This window comes from Alistipes sp. ZOR0009 (assembly GCF_000798815.1).
GTDB lineage: Bacteria > Bacteroidota > Bacteroidia > Bacteroidales > ZOR0009 > Acetobacteroides.
On record NZ_JTLD01000004.1, the window covers coordinates 264,713 to 285,656 of the forward strand.

Consider the following 20,944-nt stretch of genomic DNA (forward strand, 5'->3'; position numbering starts at 1 on the left):
TGTATCTATAAAGAAATAAAAAAAGGGACGCTCCCAATATGGGTTACGTCCCTTCCGTTGTTTTTCAAAACCTATTTTTACAAACTGCTAAATTGGCTTAATCCAGTAGGTGTAGCTGTAGCTCTTAAACTTAAGCTGATACTGATCCAAAGGCCATGAACCCCAGCTGTCAATTCCTTGTACCCCCATTTGCTCAAAATCGACATTAAAGTTGATAAATGGGGCTGGCTGAAGCTCACCCGAATGGTACTGCTTCTTATCCATTTCAGGGTCTAGGTCGTCTACAGAGTAAGGAAGAGCGCCAACATTAAGCAAGGTTTCCCCTTCTATTTTGATTCCTTTTCCCTTGGCATTAGTCATCGTCAACCAGCGAACATCAGACTTATTTCCACTCTCCTGAGGACGGGCATAAGGGAAGTAGGAATCCTTCACATTCTCCTTGTAAATACCGACTATTGCCGATGCCTTTCTATCCCAGTAGCTCTCCCATGGACCACGTCCATACCAGCTTATATTGCTATACGCTTTATTTAAGCTCATCGCATTTCCAACACGAAGCATTCCCTTATAGGCTCCCTTAATGGCATTAAAGGAGTTTTTAACCTTTACATTTCCCTTCGTATCAATGGTAAACACCTGCTCGGTGCTAGCATCGCCATTTAAAATACTTTTTGTGATACTCACTACTACCGTACCGTTTCCGTTATCCTTTACAGTAGCGGCAGTAACCTTTCCTCCATCGTAAGCGTTACGCCACATACGGAAGTTTCTATTAAAACCAGCTCCCATATCATTATCGGTTGGAGCGCGCCAGAAGTTTGGCTTTGGACCATCTCCAATAACAGTTTCCTTACCTACTTTGTAAGAAACCAGTACGCCTGTTTCAAAGTTGAAGTTAACTTCGAAAGATCCACCGCTAACGGCAATATTTTTCCCGTTCTCCACAATGGTTAGCTTACCTTTGACAGGAGCAACATCCACCTGAGGAGCCTTTGCTTGAAGTACCAACTGCTCGTAGGTTTGCTCATAGCCTGCTGGCAAAAATGGCTCCTCCTTTTTTAATACATAGCTGATGTTTAAGAAGTACTCCTTATCAGACCTCAACTTTGTATTAAAAGGAATGGTGATATTTTTAGATGTTTGAGGAGCGGTATTAATATCAGCAATAATTCCCTTCTCCTTTACAACCCCATCTTCTAGAATACTCCAGTTTAGCTGAAAGTTAGAGAGGTCGCGGAAGAAGTAGCCGTTGGTTACCATAATCTTCCCTGATTTAGGATCGTCTGATTTTGTTTTGATATGCTCGTATACCTTTTTTACCTCGCGAGCCATTGGCGTATAGCCCCTATCCCCTGTTACAACCCCTTTTACGCAGAAGTTATTATCAGAAAAATGCTCGTTAACGGGTCCTTCTAGAGGAAAATCACCTCCGTAAGCAAGTATTCGCTTCCCATTTTTCACCGTGTCAATCCCCTGGTCTATCCATTCCCAGATAAATCCGCCCTGCAACGAAGAATAGCGCTCAATAACATCCCAGTACTCCTTAAAGTTACCAAGGCTATTCCCCATTATGTGGGCATACTCCGACATAATCAACGGACGTGTTGGATTTTCTTTCGAATATTGAACCATCCAGTTAGGATCGGGATATTGAGGACAAATAATATCGGTATTATAGTCATCCTCGGCACGCTCGTACTGAACAGGACGACTATCGTTAGCCTTTAACCAGTCGTAACCTGCATAGAAGTTACAGCCATTGCCAGCTTCGTTACCCAACGACCAAAAAAGAACGCATGTACGGTTCTTATCGCGCTCGTACATCCGAAGAATACGCTGCATGTGCGGATTGTACCAAGCCTTATCGTTACCAAGCGTGTACTCCAGATCGTAGTAACGACCATGCGATTCGATGTTGGCCTCATCAATCACATAAATGCCATACTCGTCGCATAAGTCAAAAAAGTAAGGATCGGGAGGATAGTGAGAGCAACGAACAGCATTCACATTAAGCTTTTTCATCATCTCGATATCCTTGCGCATCTCGTCGTGAGTTAGGGTATGCCCATTACGAAGACTTACCTCGTGGCGGTTAACCCCTTTAAAAAATACTCGCTTCCCGTTAACAAGCACATCAACACCCTTAACCTCTATTGTTCTAAATCCAATACGCTGAGGGATTACCTCCTGCACCTCTCCTTTTTCATTCTCTAGCGTAATGTAAAGCGTATATAGGTTAGGGATCTCTGCCGACCATGGTTTCACATTTGGAATAGTTCCCGATACCGAAACCATTTTATGGTACTGACCCAGCACCTCGCTCTTATTTGTCCGCTGGCGAAATACCTCCTTCCCATCTGCATCTACAATTCGTGCCGATACAAAAAACGGCTGAGGCTTACTATGAAGCGTATTCTTATCAACTACGTAGCTTGCAACATTGGCATCGAGCTTAAAAGCCCCATCTGTATAGCCATTGGTAAGCTCAGACTTCAGCTTAAAGTCGCGAATAGCAACCTGAGGAGTAGCAAATAGGTACACCTCCCTTTCGATACCCGAGATACGGAACATATCTTGGCACTCGAGATACGAGCCATCGCTCCATCGGTACACCTGAAGGGCTACGAGATTCTTACCAGGCTTTACCCATTTGGTTATATCAAATTCGGCTGCCAGCTTGCTATCCTCGCTGTAGCCAACCTTTTTCCCATTTACGTAGATAAAAAAGGCAGACTTAACCGCACCTAAATGGATAAACACCTGCTGATCTTTCCATCCCTCGGGAAGTTCAAAAGTCTTACGATAGGAACCTACTGGATTATAATTTTCGGGAATATCAAACGGAGGATCTAACCGTCCCCCCATCTTTGCCTTCCCGGTAAACTCGTAGGCATGGTTGGTATAAATTGGAATTCCATAGCCATTAACCTCCCAGTTGGCTGGTACCTTAAAGTTATCCCATTTCGAATCATCGAAATCAGGAAGGTAAAAATCCTTAGGACGATCATTAGGGTTCTTTACCCAGCAAAATTTCCAGCTGCCGTTTAGCGAAAGAAATCGGGAAGAGCTCTCCTTCTTTAGATTTTTTGCCAGCATTTCGTTTTCGAAAGCAAAGCTCGAGGCTCTCATAGGTTGCCTATTCACTTCAACAACTTGCGGAGTCTGCAGCTCAGCAGGTATTGACTGAGCACCTGCCCCCCCGGCAAAGCAACATAACAGCGCTACTAGTAAGTGTCTTCTCATGGTTGGTAGTTTAGATTAAGATGCGCTAAAGATATACGAAAAAGCAACTGAGAATGGCTACATCCTTAAAAAACAACAGCCTACTGGTCTGCAAAACGCCATATATTTGTCACTTTTAGCTATTTATTTTCGTTAAACCGAAAATTGCACAGCCAAAATAGAACATATTTGTAACCGTTATACACAACCTCTATTTTAAACCACAAAAATCAAGAACCAATGTATTCGGTAAAGAAAGTAGCACAACACATCAGGCGGGTAACCACCCTCATTGCCTTGCTAGGGCTCTGTTTAAGCAGTATGGCGCAAACTAACAAGAAGACTTCCTCTAAAGAACTTTCTCTAAAAGTTCTTCAATTCAATATATGGCAAGAGGGAACCATCGTTGCAGGTGGTTTTGACGCCATTATTGACGAAATAATCCGCACCAAGGCAGATCTCATTACGCTAAGCGAGGTTCGAAACTACAACGGAACCAGCCTAGACAAACGGCTGGTAGAGGCGCTAAAAGCTAAAGGTTACACCTTTTACTCAGAGCGAAGCGAAGACTCTGGAATTCTCTCTCGATATCCCATAGTACAGCAATGGGCCTTTTTCCCTGTTAAGGACGACCGAGGCTCCATCACCAAAGCGCTTATTGATGTAAAGGGAACAATGGTAGCCCTCTATAGCGCGCATCTCGACTACAGAAACTGCAGCCTATACCTTCCCCGAGGATACGACGGCTCCACTTGGGACGAACTCCCAGCACCAATAACCAATACTGCTACAATAGCAGAAGATAACCTAAAGTCGCAGCGCGACGAAGCCATTGACGCCTTCATTGCCGATGCAAAGATCGAAAGATCAAAGGGAAGAATCGTAATGCTTGGGGGTGACTTTAACGAACCCTCCCATCAGGATTGGGTGGAAGCAACCAAAAACCTATACGATCATCGCGGAGTGGTTATGCCGTGGAGAAACACGCTCGAACTCTCGAAAAATGGCTTTGTGGATGCCTTTAGAAAGCAATATCCCAATCCGCTAACCCATCCGGGCTTCACCTTCCCTGCCGACAATCCTGCTGTGGCCATTCAAAAACTTGCCTGGTCGCCTAAAGCAGACGATAGAGATCGAATAGACTTTATTTTTTACCACCCCGACTCCCGATTAAGGCTAAAGGGAGTAACGATTGTAGGACCCAAAGGATCAGTTGCCAAAAATCAGCGAATCGTCGAAACGTCAGAGGATGTTTTTGATATTCCCGCAGGCGTATGGCCAACCGACCATAAAGCGGGACTTGCCTCTTTTCGCTTAACTACGAGGTAAAATTTATCAGCAATAAAAACCGCAGGGGAATACGATTATTCCCCTGCTTTCTGCTCCTTTTCTAGACATAACACAACCTGCTTCCGAATCCATTAAGACAACGTCTACAACTTCTCCGTCCCTATCAGGTAAGTAGCCTTCAAAAAAATGAAACAACAGCATCCTTTCTCCTACTTAAAAGCTCATCAACGCTGATTACTATTGTGAAAAGTGTAGGAGCAACCACCTAGAACATACAGCTAACGAACAGCGTTAAAAAAGAAAGATTTCCTCAAAAAGTTTTGCCCTTTTATACAATAGTGTAGCTTTGTTCCTTTAATAAAACCGCACTATGCAACGAAAAATAATGGTTGCTGCGCTAGCTTGTATCACCTCCTTTGCCTCAGCACAGCGAGGCGAAAAGGCAATCAACCCGCAGCAAATGGTTAAGGATATCCTTACCCTCTCAGCCGACTCGCTACAGGGGCGCGAACCCTGCACCATTGGCGAGACACGCACCATCGCGTACCTAAAATCGCGAATGAAGGAAATTGGGCTTTTGCCTGCCTTTGGAAAAAGCTACACGCAGGCAGTTCCGCTAGTTTCCATACGCAGCCTACTCCCCAATACCGTTAAGGTTAGCACCAAGGGTGGCGAATTTTCGCTTCGTGCTGGTCTAGACTACACCGCTTGGAGTCCTACTAAAAAGCATTCGATCAACCTAAAGAACTCTCCGCTTATATTTGTTGGATTTGGCGTAAATGCACCCGAAAGCCAATGGAACGACTTTAAAAAGATGGACGTAAAAGGGAAAACGATTGTCGTGCTGGTAAACGATCCCGGATTCTACAACCACGATACCACCCTCTTTAAAGGAAAGGCGATGACCTACTACGGCCGCTGGCGCTACAAGTTTGAGGAGGCAGAAAGAAGAGGTGCTGCAGCCTGCCTAATCATTCACAACGAATCTGGCGCAGGCTATCCTTGGAGCGTTGTAGATAAGCACACAAACGGTACAGAATTTTACATAGACGAGCCCACCTTGGCAAAACGCCAATGCATGGTTAACGGCTGGATTACAGAGCAAGCTGCCAATGAGCTGCTAGCTCAAGCCGGCTACCAGCTTTCGCAGTTAAAGGATGCCGCCGCTAAGCGTAGCTTCTCTCCCATCGATCTTAAATCGACAATCTCAATCAGCATCAAAAATGAGTTTAAGCGATGTAAATCGATGAACGTAGCGGGCTACATAAAGGGACGCAAATACCCCAACGAGGTTATTGTATACACTGGACACTGGGATCACCTTGGCATTACCACCCCTATTGAAGGAGACTCTATCTGCCACGGAGCATCAGACAACGCCTCTGCCATATCTTGGATGTTTGGAATTGCAAAGGCATTTAAAACTGGTCCCGCACCCGAACGCTCTATTCTTTTTCTGTCGCCTACAGCCGAAGAATCTGGCTTACTAGGTAGCGAATACTACGTTAAGCACCCTCGGTTCCCAATGAGCAAAACCGTTGCCATCTTCAATACCGATGTCTTCGTTTTTCTTGGCAAGTTTAAGGATGTTACGGTTACAGGACTTGGTCACTCTCAGCTCGACGAAATGCTAACCGAAGCTGCCGCCACGCAAGGACGCTACGTAACGGCCGATCCAACCCCCGAAAACGGGATGTTTTACCGTTCGGACCAACAGCCATTCCTTAAAGCTGGCGTACCAGCCCTATTTGCCAAAGGATACGTCGAGGCAATCGACCTAGGAAAGGAAAATACCGCGCTAACCAACGCTGAATACTGGAAAACAGTATACCACAAGCCTACCGATCGGTTTATTGTGGGAAGAAGCAAAATCGACGGCGTTTATGAGGATGCCATCCTTTTCTACCGTCTGGGAAATAAGCTGGCGAATAGCCGTATTTTTCCAAAATGGAAGGCTGGCTCGGAGTTTTATCGAAAGAGATAATGATAGAGCTTCCATAAATAAAAGAGGATGTCTTTTTAGACATCCTCTTTCTATTTTATAATCTAGCAAATACTAGAAGATGTAACGGATACCAATTTGACCTCTCCAACGAGAAAAGAAATCATGTTGGGTATAAGTCTGGTTAGTTTTAAATGCAGTTGGATTAAACTGGAATACAGGTTTAGTATAATCTGGTGTTGATCCTCCTGTTGTAGTCGGTCTAAATCCTACGAAACTAATCGTTGGTACATTATAGTTGGTAACATAAGATACTCCCCAGTCTTTATTTAGCATATTTGCAAAGTTAAGAACGTCAAAAGTAACCTGAATGGTTTGCTTTTTTTGGGCAATTGTGAAGTAGAAATCTTGAGCAAGATGCAAATCGATTCTATTTTCCCAAGGAGTACGCGCTCCATTTCTTTCAGCATACTTACCTCTATTGTTTTTGGTGTAATCATCAGTTGCCAAAAACTTCTTATAAGCATCTACCATTGCATCAACAGTAACACTAGTACCTATCGCTTGGAACTGATTATTCGCCTTCATCGCATCGATTTCAGCATCTGTAGGGATATACATCTGATCGTTCCCTGTTTGGAAGTCTCCGTTGATACTTGCATTTGCACGAACTACTCCAGAAACGTTGCTTGAGTAGCCGTAGTTTAATGAGTAAGGATTTCCTGAAAAACCTGTATAGAATAATGAAACTGTAGTTGATGTTATTTTACCCCAGTTGTGGGTATAACCAACACTTGCAATTACCCTATTACGCACATCAAATTGAGAATAGCTCAACTCTGGACTATTCGATTTGGTGTATACATAGTTATATTTCCAGTTTGACAATGCCTGACTTGATGTTCCGTCGTTTACCGATTTAGATTTTCCGTAGGTGTAAGCAACCATAGTATTCAAACCGAAGTTGAATTTTTTAGATAGCTGACCTGAAATTGTATACGAATAGCCCTTGTTTGTATTATCAAGCAAGATAATATCTGTAAAGTTAGAGATAGACGAAGGATACGCTTGAGTATAGAGCACACGTTCGCTTAAACCACCTTCTTTAATAGTAGTAGAAGTTTCGGTATACTTAATATTTTTATAGAGAATATTATTCAAAGTCTTTGAATACAATACATCTCCAGTAAATTGAATGTCATAAGGTAGCTTTTGGTCAACACCTAAGCTTAATCTAAATACCTGTGGATAGCGGAAATCTCTACTAGTAACATCAACTTCTGAAGATTTAAATTTTGGATCTGTCAAAGCTGCTGCTGGATAATACTGCTGCTCTGCATCGCTATTAAATGCGAAATCAGAAGGAAATGGGCTAGATCCACCGTAGCTAACACGAACGTATTCGTTTCCTGTATTCGAGAATTGATTTGACACCCATACAAATGGAACTCTTCCGGTAAATACGCCTGCACCACCTCTAACCTGAGTCGTCTTGTCACTGAATACATCCCAATTAAATCCAAATCGAGGAGACCATAAAACTCTTGACTTTGGTAACTTATTAGTGCTAACACCATTGGCAACAGCAACGCTAAGCGTGTCAAAGCGGGCGTTCAAAGATGGTTTATCCATAAATATTGGAATATCAGCACGAACACCTAGCGTTAACTTTAAGTTATCATAAGGCTTAAATTCATCTTGTGCGTAAAAGCCCAGCTGCATTGCGGTGAAAGTTGGTCCCCAACTTTTATCACCATTTGTAGTATTAGGATCTGCAAATGAGTAGTTGTAACTCTTCGCCTTAAGGTTTACAAAATCATTAAATGTTGAAAACACATACGATCCAGTGTTATCTCTTATGAATATATTCTTGAACTTATACAGCTCGTTATGCGTACCTATAGTAAAGGTATGCTTTCCTAAGAAAACATTAAAGTTATCCGTTAGGGTATAAATATCCTGATTTAAAGAGTTGGCGGTAGAAAATGGCTCAGAACCTGCATAAAACTTTAACCCATCTCCTGATGTATAATTTTCAATGGTAATATTTGGAATTCGACCGCCCATCCCAACTCGTGAATCTCTAATTCGCGTATACCCAAATCGAAATTCGTTCGATAAAATAGGGTTGAATCTAGAGTTTAATTCCGCAACCAAACCATGGGTTTTATTATTAAACTTATATCCACCATTATTGAAAGTCAAACTCTTGTCGCTTCTACTTAGCTTATCATCAAATGCATCAACATAGTTGTACCTTAAAACAAGCTTATGCTTTTCAGAAATGTTGTAATCTAAACGAGTAAACAGTTTTTTTGATTCGGTATTAGTATTGAAAGAAGAATAACCTCCATGGCCCATAATTCCCTTTTTCTCTAATTCTTCAAGAACAGACTGTGCCTGTGCCTTCGAAATTAATGATCCACCATCAATGTTAAACGATGAAGGAACCGACTTTTTTGAAAATTCACCATTAACAAATAAGAAAAGCTTATTCTTAATTATTGGACCGCCAATGCTTACACCGTAGGTTTTGTCATCGTAGTTACCAACTTTCACATCTTTCTTTTGAGCAACACTATACTTACCTACAAGAGACTCGTTGTTTCCAAGAATATAGGCAGTTCCCTTTATCATATTAGTTCCGCCTTTAGTAATTGCATTAATACCTCCTCCTGTAAATCCACTTTGACGAACATCAAATGGAGCAACAACGATGCTTATCTCTTCAATTGCATCTACTGAAATAGGGGTAGTTCCGGCCTGTCCTCCATTAGTTCCTGAACTTGAAAGACCAAAAACGTCATTATTAACAGTTCCGTCAATTTGGAAATTGTTATAGCGATTGTTAGTACCTGCTATTGAAATTCCGTTATTTGATGTAGATACCTGAGGAGAAAGTTTAGCAAAATCCGCAACTGAACGAGAAATAGTAGGCATCGAGGTCATGTCCTTAGTGGAAACATTAGTAGACGCTCCTGTTCTTGACGAATTAAATACCTTATTCAGTGTTCCTGTGATTACTACCTCTTGAATTTTGACATCCTTATCGGATAAACTTGCATTAACCTGCACATTTTCGCCTAATTCTGCTTGAATGTCATTTTTTTGAAATTCGCTAAAACCAACAAAAGTTACGGTCAACAAGTAAGGGCCACCCGACTTAACGTTTGGCACAAAATAAGCCCCATTGGCGTTGGTAACTGTACCATACTTGGTTCCTGTTGGAAGGTGAGTAAACTGAACTGTTGCTCCTGGAAGGGAAACTCCTTTCGCATCATAAATTTTCCCATTAAAGGCTGACGTAGTGGCCCCCTGCCCAAAGGCAAACGTCGTGATCATCGCGACTGCTAAGGTAAGCAGTAGCCTTTTGATTGAAATTCTCATGTTATGAACCGTTTAAATTAACTTATGTTTCCTTTGCAAAAATATCGGTAAATACTGCCCTAAAAGGCAGCCTGACATTAACGTTGCATTAAGTTTAAGCTACTCCCTGTGGATAACACGAATACAAATAGTGCTAGAGATTGTAAATTTATGTTAATCTCCAGATAAAAACAAGAATTTTCTTCGCTTTAACACGAAATTTTCTCTATTTCATTCCCCCAAGAATACTTTCGGTAGCACCAACTTTTGATAAAACATATAATTTAGCCTGTTCTGAACTAGTTTTCAACACGTTCTCATCAATCACTAAGTCGTTAAACTTTTCCCTTAACTGTTCATAGCTTTCTATCGAGAAAGCGGCTTTATCTTCAATTAAATCCTTTGCCTCTTGAAATTTATGGTAGTTTGGTCCAAACAGAATAGGCATGCCAAAAGTGGCTGCTTCGAGCGTATTGTGAATTCCAACACCAAAACCACCACCTATGTAGGCGATTTTTCCGTAGTGGTACACCGAAGACAGAATTCCAATGGTATCAACCAGCAGCACTTGAGCGTCTGCTGCCTTTTCTGCTGACGTTTGGGTATAGCGCTCTACTTTTACCCCTTCGAGCTTAGCCAGTATATCCTGGATGTGGCTCTCGCCAATCTCGTGGGGCGCAATCACCATCTTTAACGAGGGATTCTCGGCCACGTACTTTGCCAAAATGGTCTCATCGTCGGGCCAAGTACTCCCAGCAACAATAGTAAAGTGCCCGTTGGCAAAGCTTTCTACAATAGGAAGCTCCTTTACGCCCTTTGCAATGGCGGCAACCCTATCAAAGCGGGTATCTCCCGAGATGGTAACGTTGGTAACGTTGATCGACTTCAGCAAATCGCACGACTGCTGGTTTTGCACAAATATCTGGCGGTACGTTTTAAGTATCCGACGAAACATTCCGCCATACCACTTGAAAAATATTTGGTTGGGACGAAAGATGGCCGATATAACGTAGGTAGGTATGCTGTTTTTGTGGAGGGCTTGAAGGTAGTGGTACCAGAACTCGTACTTGACAAAGATGGCTGCTTGGGGACGAACGATGCTGATGAAGCGCTTAGCGTTGAAGTAGGTGTCTAAAGGAAGGTAGTAAACAAAATCGGCACCGTCGTAATTTTTTCGAACCTCGTAGCCCGATGGGGAGAAGAATGTCAGAAGAATTTTTACCGAAGGATGCTCCTTCTTGTAGGCCTCTATCACCGGACGCCCCTGCTCGAACTCCCCTAACGACGCACAATGAAACCAAACGATACTGGCGTCGGCAGGAATATCCTCCCTCAATCGCATAAACAACCTTCGCCTACCATCTATCCACTTCTTGGCCTTACCATTGGATGCCGAGGCGATCAATACCAAAATGTAATAAATTCGCAGCAGCAGGTTGTAAATTACAATCATTTGTCAAGCATAAATTGATGGCGCAAAAGTAGCATTCTGATTTAACAAACACAAATTTAACACTTCGCGTTTCTAGCGCTCAGAAGCATGACATTATCAAATGATTACATTTGCACCAAAAAAAGTGTAGCTACAACATAAGCGTAGATTGTCATGAATGGAAGTCCAGAACTTTATAAGATTTTAGAGCTGCTAAACATCGGCTTTGAGTATCACGAGCACCCCGAGGCACCAACCATCGAAATTGCCATGCAGTACTGGGATGGCCTTGACTCCACCCACTGTAAAAACCTCTTCTTCCGAAACCACAAAGGAAACAAGCACTACCTCGTTTTGCTGGAGTGCTCGCAGGCGCTGGATATTCACGATTTGGAAAAGCGCCTGAAGCAGGGAAAAATAAGCTTCGCGTCGCCAGAAAGAATGGCTAAATACCTCGGCGTAAAACCCGGATCGGTAACGCCATTCGGTCTTATCAACGATAAGGATAGGCACGTGCACGTCTTTATCGACCAGAACCTACAGAACGCCGAAAGGCTCAGCTTTCATCCTCTTGTAAATACCGCTTCGCTCATCATTAAAAAAGACGATCTGGTTCGTTTTTTGGAGCACCAAGGAAATTCCTACGAGTTTATAGAGATGTACTAGGCTACCTAGCAAACGCTAGTCCATCCAGCTTACGCCACGCTCCCCGAGTAAAATCGGGGATTTTTACTGGTACCGATCCCAGCAGCACCGACTGGCGCGTTAGCTCCACCATGCACGACCACTCGGCGGCATCGTACACGTCCATATCAAGCGGCAGCCCATTTCGGAGACAGTGAATTAGGCGGTAATCCATTATAAAATCCATCCCGCCATGCGCACCTACCCTGACGGCCTGCTCGCCCAGCTCCCCATAAAAAGGATGATCGTACTTTTGTAGAAACTTTTCCATTTCCGAATCGGGTAGATAGGTACAGGACGCCTCCTCCAGCGCAATACCCGGTGCTGCACGCCTATCGGCAAAGCCTTTTGTTCCGCTAACCAGGTAGCTCCGCGAGTAGGGACGCGGGCTGCTAATGTCGTGCTGCAGCACAATTGTCTTACCTTGGTTTGTACGTATTATGGAGGTGTTCATATTACCCAAAACCGCTTCCCCCTTCTCAAATGTGGCTGCACTTGGGGCGCAAAACTGTCCGCTAGACATGGATACGAGCATCTCCAGCCTATCGCCACGATGAATATTCAGGATTTGGCACAGCGGTCCCAAACCATGAGTTGGATATGGGTTTCCGTGCATTTTCCAAGTAGCCAAATAGTCGGGTTTGGTCTCAAAATCTAAGCCTCGGAGGTCGTGGATGTAAGCTCCCTCGCAATGAACAACCTCGCCAAGCACGTTTTGCTGCACCATGTTGAGCACCGCCAGCTCAAACCTGCCGTAGCAGCAGTTTTCGAGCATAAGGCAGTGCCTTCTGGTAAGCTCTGCAGCATCAACAAGCGCCCAGCAGTCGGCCACGGTAAGCGCGGCAGGAACTTCGAGCGCCACGTGCTTTCCCTGCTGCATGGCATAAACGGCAATAGGGGTATGGAGCAGCCAGTGCGTGCAAACGTAAACCAAATCGACATCCGTACGCTCGCATACCGCCTTCCAATCATCGGGCTGACTGTAGGTGCAAGCGGCCGGAAGGCCATGCTCGCTAAGTAGGTTGACCGCAAAAGCCAAGTTGGACTGATTAACATCGCACACGGCTACCACCTGCACGTTGGGAATATGCAAGTAGTGGTTAAACGATTCCTTTCCCCTTTTTCCTAGCCCAATAAAGGCAATTCTAACCGTCTCAATGGGTTCGCACGCCAGCTTAATCACATCGTGTTGATGGACGCTGCGCGCTGGCTCTGGGAATTCAAACATTTTATCTGAGTTCGTTGCTAGCTAATGGTTACTTACAATACCTGATGTAGAGGTGCCAACAAAATAAAAGAATATAGGCCGAAGCGGCGCTTCAAGTGAGCTAATTTAGCCCAAACAAAAAGCGTATATTGCGGGGCAAGTCATCCAAAACATTTAATAACACATAAAAGCCCTCGTTCAATCACCATTTCTCATCTTTTCATTTATCTTTGCTAAAGTCAAATGGTTGAGAAACCATATTTGAAAAGGTTGTAAGGCAGGCTATTCTATTTGCTGCCAATAGGGAAACGGTTGTGAAGTAAATCAAACTAGTTATTCACACCTATGAGCAAAATTTACAGCGTAATTGCAGGAACTGGGAGCTATATCCCATCCAATCGCGTGGCAAACGAAGATTTTATTGGCAACTCCTTCTACGGAAGTGACGGGAAGTTACTTGATAGTTCGAATCGCAATATTATCGACAAGTTTTTAGAGATTACGACCATCGAAGAGCGCAGGTACGTAACCGATAACCTCAAGGCATCGGATATTGCCCACCTAGCCGCGCTTGATGCCATCGAGTCGTCGGGAGTAGACCGAGAAACGCTCGACTACATTATTGTAGCCCACAACTTTGGTGATGTGGCCGCTGGCAGTAATCGGGTTGATATGGTACCAAGTCTTGGCGCCCGCGTAAAGCACCTCCTTAAAATAAAAAATCCAAATACGGTTGCCTACGATATCATCTTTGGATGTCCAGGCTGGGTTCAAGCGGTCATACAAGCCGACTACTTCATCAAATCGGGCGACGCCAAGCGCGTGCTTGTTGTTGGCGTAGATGTGCTATCGCGCGTTAGCGATCCGCACGATAGGGATAGCATGCTGTATGCCGATGGCGCTGGAGCCACCATCTTTGAGGGAAAAGAAAGCGATACTCCTATCGGAATTCTTGCCCACAAAACCCGCACCGATTCGCTCCTCTACTCGCAGATGCTACATGTTGGCCCATCGTACAATCCCGAGCTAAAGGAAGGAGGCGATACGTTTATAAAAATGAATGGCCGTCGCCTGTACCAGTACGCCCTAGATACGGTTCCGACAACCGTAAAGGAGTGCATCGAAAAGAGCAACACCCCATTTAGCGACATTAAGAAGGTGCTCATACACCAGGCCAATGGAAAGATGGACGATGCGATCCTTAAAAGGCTTTTCACCCTGTACGGAATTGATGAGGTTCCCGAAGATATAATGCCGATGACCATTGCCAAGCTCGGCAACTCGTCGGTTGCCACCGTACCAACGCTACTCGACCTTATCCTGAAATCGAGAATGGAGGGACATGCCATCGAAAAGGGCGATACCGTTGTTCTAGCTTCGGTTGGAGCCGGAATGAGCATCAACGCGGTGGTTTACAAAATGTAAAAAAGAAAGCCTGCGGCACCATCTCTACCAATGGCCGCCGCAAGTGTACCATAAAGCAGCAAAAGGGGTTCGACGAACCCCTTTTTTGTTTAATTTTGGTTTGAAAATGACCCTACTGGCCATCTAACAGCAAAATAATGGAGCTAACAGAACAGCAGCTAACGCTTTTTACCTCATACAATACCACATCGGCCGATACCGACATGGAGTCGCGCCTACGGTTGGGCGGTATTGTCAACTTTTTGATCCAATCGGCCATATCGTCGGCCGATAACCTCGGTTTTGGCTTTAGCAACCTGCGCGAGCTGCAGCTCTTTTGGGTGCTGCGCAACCTTACCGTCGAAATTTACCGCCCCATAAAGTGGAGCGAGGTGGTAGAGGTGGAAACTTGGCCCAAAAACATAGAGGGAGTACTCTACCTCCGCGATTTTGTGGTACGCGACTCGGAAAAACAGGTGGTAGCAAGAGCAACCTCCGGATGGCTAGCCATCGATTTTGCCACCAAGCGCCCCAAGCGCTTCAACAGCGAGCAGATGCTCTACTTTACCAAGCTAAAGGAGAAGAATGCGCTGCCCTACGCCCCCATTAAGCTATCGGCGGCAGCCTGCGAGCTATCGCAGCAGGGCATTGTTACCCCAACCTTCTTCGATATCGACCTCAACCGCCACGTAACCTCCACCCGGTATATCGATTGGATGGTGGATACGCTACCTACCGACTTCCTGCTGACCGCCTACCCCGCCAAGCTAACCATCAACTACCTAAAGGAGACAATGCTGGGTGATACGGTTGCCATTTGCAGGGGCAAAGCAGACGATGGCTCCTTCGCCTTTGAGGGAATCAACCAAGCAAGCGGCGCTACAGCCTTCCGCGGGCTGGTGGAGTACCGCTAACGGCATTACTGGAGAAGAACGGGGGTGGTTTCTGAAAAAAAGGGCCTACAGCACCCCACAGCAGGGCTATCTCCCCTTTTAGACACAGGCTATTTCAATCAAAAAGGCCTTCCTCGCGATGCAAAAGCTGAGCTTTTCAATTGAAAAGTTGAGCTTTTGAATCAAAAAGTCGGACTTTTGAATCGAAAAGCTGAGCTTTCGGATCAAAAAGCTGAGCTTTTGAATCGAAAACCTGAGCTTTTCAATCGAAAAGTTGAGCTTTTGAATCGAAAAGTTGGACTTTTGAATCAAAAAGTTGAGCTTTTCGATCGGAAAGTAGAGCTTTTGGATAGAGAAATCGAGGTGAAAAGATAGAAAACAGAGCCCAGAAAAGGCTAAGACCATCAGTGAGCCTGGTTACGGCCTACTACTCCTGAGCGACCCGATAACCCGAACAGCAAACGCTGCTGCGCCTAAATATCAAGGTACCGCTTCTCCCCTTTTTCGAAGTAGCAAACTCGCCGGTAGCCCACCTCGTGCAGCAAGCTAAGCGCCTCGTCGAAAAACTGCCCCACGTTATCGCGATGGTGCGCATCGGAGCCTAAGGTAACGTCTACCCCCAACTCAAAAAGCTGCCTAACGATGCTTGGGGTCGGATATAGCTCGTTGCACACCTTTATCCTGCCTGCGGTGTTTATCTCGTAGGCCATATTGGCCTCCTTTATCTTTCTACCAATGGCCTCCACCTTGGGTGTAAAATCCTCCGTAGCATGAAAACCGTACTTCTTGGGCAAATCGAAGTGCCCTACAATATGGTAAAGGCGGCTTTCCACCATTTTTTCGAGCAAATTGTAGTACTGAGCGTAGGTGGCATTCACATCCTTTCCCACCCAATCTTCGGCGTTGCTGTCGATATTCCAATCGCCAATGTAATGCACCGACCCGATTATGTAGTCCCACTGATTTTCCTCCTTTAGGCGAACAACCTCCTGCTCGCAGCCCAGCACGTAGTCTACCTCCATTCCAAAAAGCAGCTTAGTGCCGTTGGCGTGCAGCTTCATCTCCCGAAAAATGTTCCTCATCTCGGGGAATCGGTGCTTGGGGGTGGTCCAGAAGTTGTCGTGAAAGCAGAGGTGGTCGGTAATTCCGTAGATGGCGATTCCTTTATCCTGGGCAGCCTGGTACATCTCGGTATGGCTGCTGTGCCCATCGGAAAAAGTCGTATGGGAGTGTAAATCTACTAGCATGCTCTTCATTAGTTCTCTATTGCCCCATAAATATCAGCATTATATTTTAAATGAATATTACCCCAACAATATTTATTCTTAACCTAAAGATAACGGAGGCTTTGCGCAGCCTATCGGCTATGTTTTTAGCTTTAGACATCAAATAACGTATAAGCAATTATGGTTCTTTACAGATTATCGCTCAAGAAGCTACTCCTTTTTTCCTCTTTTGGCGTTGTTGCCGTACTCCTAGCCATCTTACTCACCACCAACTTCTCGATTAAAAGTTCCATCAGCAACTACACCACCCTAAGCCAGATGGATGAGCTTACCGAATGCGCGCTGAGGCTCAAAAAAAACGAGAAAGATTTTGTGATGCTCGACACTAAAAGCCCGCAGTTCTTCCTATCGGGACAAAGCCGCAGCACGGTACAGTTCGACAGCACCTTTTTGCGAACCAAAAAGCTGCTCGAAGGCCTTAAGCGCAACAATGTGTTTAGCACCGACGAGCTGCAGGGTAACTTAACCCAAATGGAGACTGGCCTAAATGGATATGGGAAGGCCTTTAAGGAGCTGGTGGCGCTGCACCGCGAGCTGGGCTTTAAGGACGAAGGCGTTATAGGCAAAATGCGCGGCGCCATTCACGAGGTGGAAAACGAGCTCAACACCGAAAGCAGCTTTGAGCTCATCAGCGAGATGCTAATGCTGCGCCGCCACGAAAAAGACTACATGCTCCGCAAGGATACCGCCTACATCTCCAAGTTTGATGGGCAGATGGGCACGATGCTATCCAAAGTTACCTCGCCAACCATGATTAGCCTGCTGTATACCTACAAAAAGTACTTCGAGGAGTACGTAACGCTAGACCAAAAGATCGGATTAAACGAAAATAGCGGCGTAAATGCAGCCGTAACCAGAAATTCGGCCGCCTTTGAGTCGGCGCTAAATAGCGCACGGGCTGTTGTAAAAGATAAGGAGCAAAGCAGCACCAACGAGTCGCTTTTTGTTCTATTTGCGGTCATCATTCTGCTTTCTGGATTGGTTATCATCGTTCTATACGTCTCCTCCAACCACATTCTAAAGTCGATAAAAAAGCTGCAAAACTACATACTGCGGTTGGGTAAGGGCGAATTGCCCGAGAAAATAACCGTTATGGGTAAAGACGAGGTTGCGCAGATGGAGGATTCGCTTAACGAGCTGATAACAGCGCTACGCAACACCCGCGACTTTGCCATCGAGGTAGGAAACGGGAACTTTGAGGCAGATATCAACGTGTTTAGCAACTCGGGCGAAGTTGGCGAAAGCCTGCAGGAAATGCGCAAAAAGCTCTCGCAGGTTGCCGTGGAGCGCACGGTGCAAGCCGAAGAAAACCAGAAGCGCCTATGGATCAACGAGGGGATTACGCTGGTTAACGACATCGTAAACAAAGGGAAGGACGACATAGAGGAGCTCTGCTACGAGTTTATTACCGGAGTGGTAAAGTACGCCGGCCTCAATCAGGCAGGCATCATGCTCGAAGAGGTAGACGAAGACGAAAATCCCTACCTAAAAATGGTAGCAACTTACGCCTTTAACCGCCGAAAATTCTACCAAAAAAGGGTGGAAATAGGCGACGGCCTTGCGGGGATGTGCTTTTGGGAAAAGGAAATGATATACATTACCGATGTTCCTAAAGATTACAGCTCCATATCGTCGGCCTTAGGGGAAGCAAGCCCAAAATGCGTGATAATACTTCCGCTGCTGGTAGATAACATTGCCATCGGAGTAATAGAGATGGCCAGCTTCAAAGTATTTGAAAGAATCGAGATTGAATTCTTTGAGCGCTCGGTAGGAATACTTGCGGCACGCCTACTTGGGCTAAGAACGAGCGTTGCAACCTCCAAGCTACTCGAACAAACCAAACTTCAAGCGCAGGAGATGGCTGCACAGGAGGAGGAGCTGCGTCAAAACCTAGAAGAGCTGCACGCCACTCAGGAGTCGCTTATGGTACGGGAGGACGAAATGCGCGAGCAGATGCACCTCTTCCAAGAACAAATGGAGCAGGAACGCGCCGAAGCAAATAGGGAGCGCGCCAACTACCTAGAGCGCCTAGCCGTACATAAACGAACCATGGATGCCTTTGGGGCGGCCTTTCTGCTTGCCGAATTCGACCTAAAAGGGAATCTGGAGTGGGCAAATGGGAAGTTTCTTCAAACCTTTGGGGTCGATCACGACTTTATGGAGTCGTTTAACATGCTTCTTTGCGACCATACGATCGATAAAACCCAAGAGCTTCAGCGCTGGGATATGCTACGCAAGGGAGAGCCATTTATTGGAGAGGTTACCATCTGCAACGGAACGCTACTGGTAACCCTTTTAGCCAACTACCAGCCTGTAATGGGAGTCGAAACCAAAGGAGGACATGTATTCTACTCCGCCGCAACCATTGCAACATCTCAAAATGTCTCCCTTGTGGTAGAGTCGGAAAGTACAATGCTAGATATTGCGGTTAACTAATCTCCAATGTAAAGGAGCTATCTAAAAGCAGGTATCACGTATCTCGATATGCGCATCACAACAGGCTGCCCCACGTTGTAGCAAGTTGTGGTTGCAACTCGTGATACATGATACCTGTGTCGCAATACGTTTAGGACAGCCTTTTTATCCTTCGACGCACATGAAAACATACAGATGGAATAGGAATAACCGAAGAATTTTCCTTCCGTTGGAATTGATCCTATTTTACTATTTTTGCAGAATAAACAGGACATCTAGATTATCCTAATTACTTACATTATAGTTTAACAATGAAAACAATCAACCAAATCCTAATTATTGGTATAGGATTATTCTTAGCCTCATGCAGCTCGAAAGAGGAGGATTTAACTCCAACAGTAGAGGATAAAATAGCCTACGTAATAGAGGATGTAACCCCTAATACTCATTATTTCACGAAAGAAAACTCTAACAACTTAACCTTTGATAATAACCTTCTAAATAATTTAGGAGTAGGCACAAATGGCATTGCAGAAGAAACTAAAATTTCCATTTTCAATCCTAATCCTTCCTTAAGCCCCATCATAGAAACATCATTGGACGAATACTTTTCCACCCAAATTATTGCATCTTGGGAACTTAATAGAACAGATTATCTAGAAGACTCAATTATCCAAAAAGGATTGAAGTTGGATAAAAGCTTTATCTCCAATTTTTCTCATTATTCAACTTCTAAAAATCCAACGCTTTACATCCGTTTTATACTATATAAACGATTCGGAACTGTTTCTTTAAACCTACAAAACGAGAAAATTAATGAGCTGCTAACCTACAAAACGTCGCTTGTTCAAAATGTACAGAAAAGCGAGATTAAACTAACCCCAGAGCAATTTTACAATAACTATGGAAATTCATATGTCAACTCGATGACACTTGGCAACTTTGCAGGAGCCAATATTACCATTACAAATTTTGATGTGAAGAGCGGTAAGGATGCTGTAATACTAGAAACGATTGCTGGATTACGCCAAGTTCTTATGGGAAAAACAACTTGGGACAAATTTACAGCAGCTAGCAGGTATCTAAAGGAAACTCAAACTGTTGTTAACAGGAGCACAACCTTTCCTAAAATGGACTTTAACTTAAGCCTTGATCATGCAATAGCCGAATTTAATAAGTTAGGAAATATTTACGAAAAAGGAGACTTTGGAATACTCGGAAAAAGCTACAAACCTTTCTCTACAATTTACCCCGACTATAAATTTTTACCATAAAGAAGCAAAAGAGAGGAGGATAAAGTATACGTATCCTCCTCTTTTTATCATACAAAGATATTTCAGGAGATATCCCCCCGAATAGCCTCCGCATTGAGGCTCTTTAAATCTCAATAAGCCATAAAGAGGATTACAAACAAATAAAACCCCCTGCCAGATTACTCTAGCAGGGGTTAACTATATCTTGTAAGGGTAAAATCAGCCCTTACCTTTTTTTAGCGGTTACGAAGCCAGTAAAGTCCCTTGTAACTTGGGTCGTTATGGTACCAAATTGCAGGAGTTACCACCTTACCTTCTGTGGTTTTTAGGTTGCGGTTGTAAACAGCCATTACGGGGCAGAAAAGAATGTCAGAAACTCCAACCTTAACCTTTCCCTCCTCTTCGATGGAGATAACCTCGTACCCGTTTGCCTTAAGAATATCGGTAATATGCTTAGCGCGCTCGGGAGTAGCCGACTTTTCTACAATCGAACAAGCGGTGCCATTTAACACCTCAACGGTATGATTTGCATTTATTGCCATAGCTGTAT

The 20,944-nt window shown here is 44.5% G+C and carries 14 protein-coding genes; 8 read left to right on the top strand and 6 right to left on the bottom strand.

Translation table 11 applies throughout. From position 1 onward, the window contains the following. Window positions 1–87: 87 nt before the first annotated feature. The gene (locus L990_RS01855; protein ID WP_047444897.1) at window positions 88–3,243 is read right to left on the bottom strand and encodes a glycoside hydrolase family 2 TIM barrel-domain containing protein; all 3,156 of its coding nucleotides are present in this window, start codon (window positions 3,241–3,243) and stop codon (window positions 88–90) included. A 300-nt stretch (window positions 3,244–3,543) separates the two neighbouring features. Here L990_RS01855 and L990_RS01860 point away from each other — a divergent pair, with 300 nt between their 5' ends. Both L990_RS01860 and L990_RS01865 read left to right on the top strand, forming a co-directional pair. Further along, window positions 3,544–4,551 carry an endonuclease/exonuclease/phosphatase family protein gene (locus L990_RS01860; protein WP_231562238.1) on the top strand — a complete coding sequence of 336 codons (1,008 nt, stop codon included), beginning with the start codon at window positions 3,544–3,546 and terminating at the stop codon, window positions 4,549–4,551. A 331-nt stretch (window positions 4,552–4,882) separates the two neighbouring features. Beyond that, the gene (locus L990_RS01865; RefSeq protein WP_047444899.1) at window positions 4,883–6,496 is read left to right on the top strand and encodes a M28 family peptidase; all 1,614 of its coding nucleotides are present in this window, start codon (window positions 4,883–4,885) and stop codon (window positions 6,494–6,496) included. A 72-nt stretch (window positions 6,497–6,568) separates the two neighbouring features. On the opposite strand, the gene L990_RS01870 is transcribed toward L990_RS01865, so the two are convergent. Both L990_RS01870 and L990_RS01875 read right to left on the bottom strand, forming a co-directional pair. Then, on the bottom strand, window positions 6,569–9,841 hold the full coding sequence (locus L990_RS01870) for a TonB-dependent receptor domain-containing protein (RefSeq protein WP_081981564.1): 3,273 nt from the start codon (window positions 9,839–9,841) through the stop codon (window positions 6,569–6,571). 205 nt (window positions 9,842–10,046) lie between these two features. After that, complete coding sequence (locus tag L990_RS01875; protein ID WP_047444902.1) at window positions 10,047–11,273, bottom strand: 3-deoxy-D-manno-octulosonic acid transferase; 1,227 nt, start codon at window positions 11,271–11,273, stop codon at window positions 10,047–10,049. Window positions 11,274–11,426: 153 nt separating this feature from the next. On the opposite strand from L990_RS01875, the gene L990_RS01880 reads away from it, so the two are divergent. Next, window positions 11,427–11,918 carry a prolyl-tRNA synthetase associated domain-containing protein gene (locus tag L990_RS01880; RefSeq protein ID WP_047444904.1) on the top strand — a complete coding sequence of 164 codons (492 nt, stop codon included), beginning with the start codon at window positions 11,427–11,429 and terminating at the stop codon, window positions 11,916–11,918. Window position 11,919: 1 nt separating this feature from the next. Here the strand turns inward: L990_RS01880 and L990_RS01885 are convergent, their stop codons facing one another. After that, on the bottom strand, window positions 11,920–13,164 hold the full coding sequence (locus tag L990_RS01885) for a Gfo/Idh/MocA family protein (protein WP_047444905.1): 1,245 nt from the start codon (window positions 13,162–13,164) through the stop codon (window positions 11,920–11,922). A 324-nt stretch (window positions 13,165–13,488) separates the two neighbouring features. On the opposite strand from L990_RS01885, the gene L990_RS01890 reads away from it, so the two are divergent. The 3 genes from L990_RS01890 to L990_RS19805 all read left to right on the top strand — a co-directional run bounded on the left by L990_RS01890 (window position 13,489) and on the right by L990_RS19805 (window position 15,815). Beyond that, window positions 13,489–14,568, top strand: a complete 1,080-nt coding sequence (locus tag L990_RS01890) for a 3-oxoacyl-ACP synthase III family protein (RefSeq protein ID WP_047444907.1) — start codon at window positions 13,489–13,491, stop codon at window positions 14,566–14,568. A gap of 137 nt (window positions 14,569–14,705) precedes the next feature. Beyond that, the gene (locus L990_RS01895; protein WP_047444909.1) at window positions 14,706–15,461 is read left to right on the top strand and encodes an acyl-[acyl-carrier-protein] thioesterase; all 756 of its coding nucleotides are present in this window, start codon (window positions 14,706–14,708) and stop codon (window positions 15,459–15,461) included. 156 nt (window positions 15,462–15,617) lie between these two features. Beyond that, a complete protein-coding gene (locus L990_RS19805) occupies window positions 15,618–15,815 on the top strand; it encodes a hypothetical protein (protein WP_156121276.1) in 198 nt (65 codons plus the stop codon). Window positions 15,816–15,913: 98 nt separating this feature from the next. Here L990_RS19805 and L990_RS01905 read toward each other — a convergent pair whose 3' ends face one another. Further along, window positions 15,914–16,696, bottom strand: a complete 783-nt coding sequence (locus L990_RS01905; protein WP_047444913.1) for a histidinol-phosphatase — start codon at window positions 16,694–16,696, stop codon at window positions 15,914–15,916. Window positions 16,697–16,846: 150 nt separating this feature from the next. Between L990_RS01905 and L990_RS18975 the strand changes: the two genes are divergently transcribed. Continuing rightward, window positions 16,847–19,162, top strand: coding sequence for a HAMP domain-containing protein (locus L990_RS18975; protein ID WP_052180643.1), 2,316 nt, complete (start codon window positions 16,847–16,849; stop codon window positions 19,160–19,162). 290 nt (window positions 19,163–19,452) lie between these two features. Then, window positions 19,453–20,415, top strand: a complete 963-nt coding sequence (locus tag L990_RS01915; protein ID WP_047444915.1) for a hypothetical protein — start codon at window positions 19,453–19,455, stop codon at window positions 20,413–20,415. Between the two features lie 215 nt (window positions 20,416–20,630). Here the strand turns inward: L990_RS01915 and L990_RS18980 are convergent, their stop codons facing one another. Further along, window positions 20,631–20,936 (bottom strand): hypothetical protein, encoded by a 306-nt coding sequence (locus L990_RS18980; protein WP_052180644.1) that lies wholly within the window; start codon window positions 20,934–20,936, stop codon window positions 20,631–20,633. Window positions 20,937–20,944 lie beyond the last annotated feature (8 nt).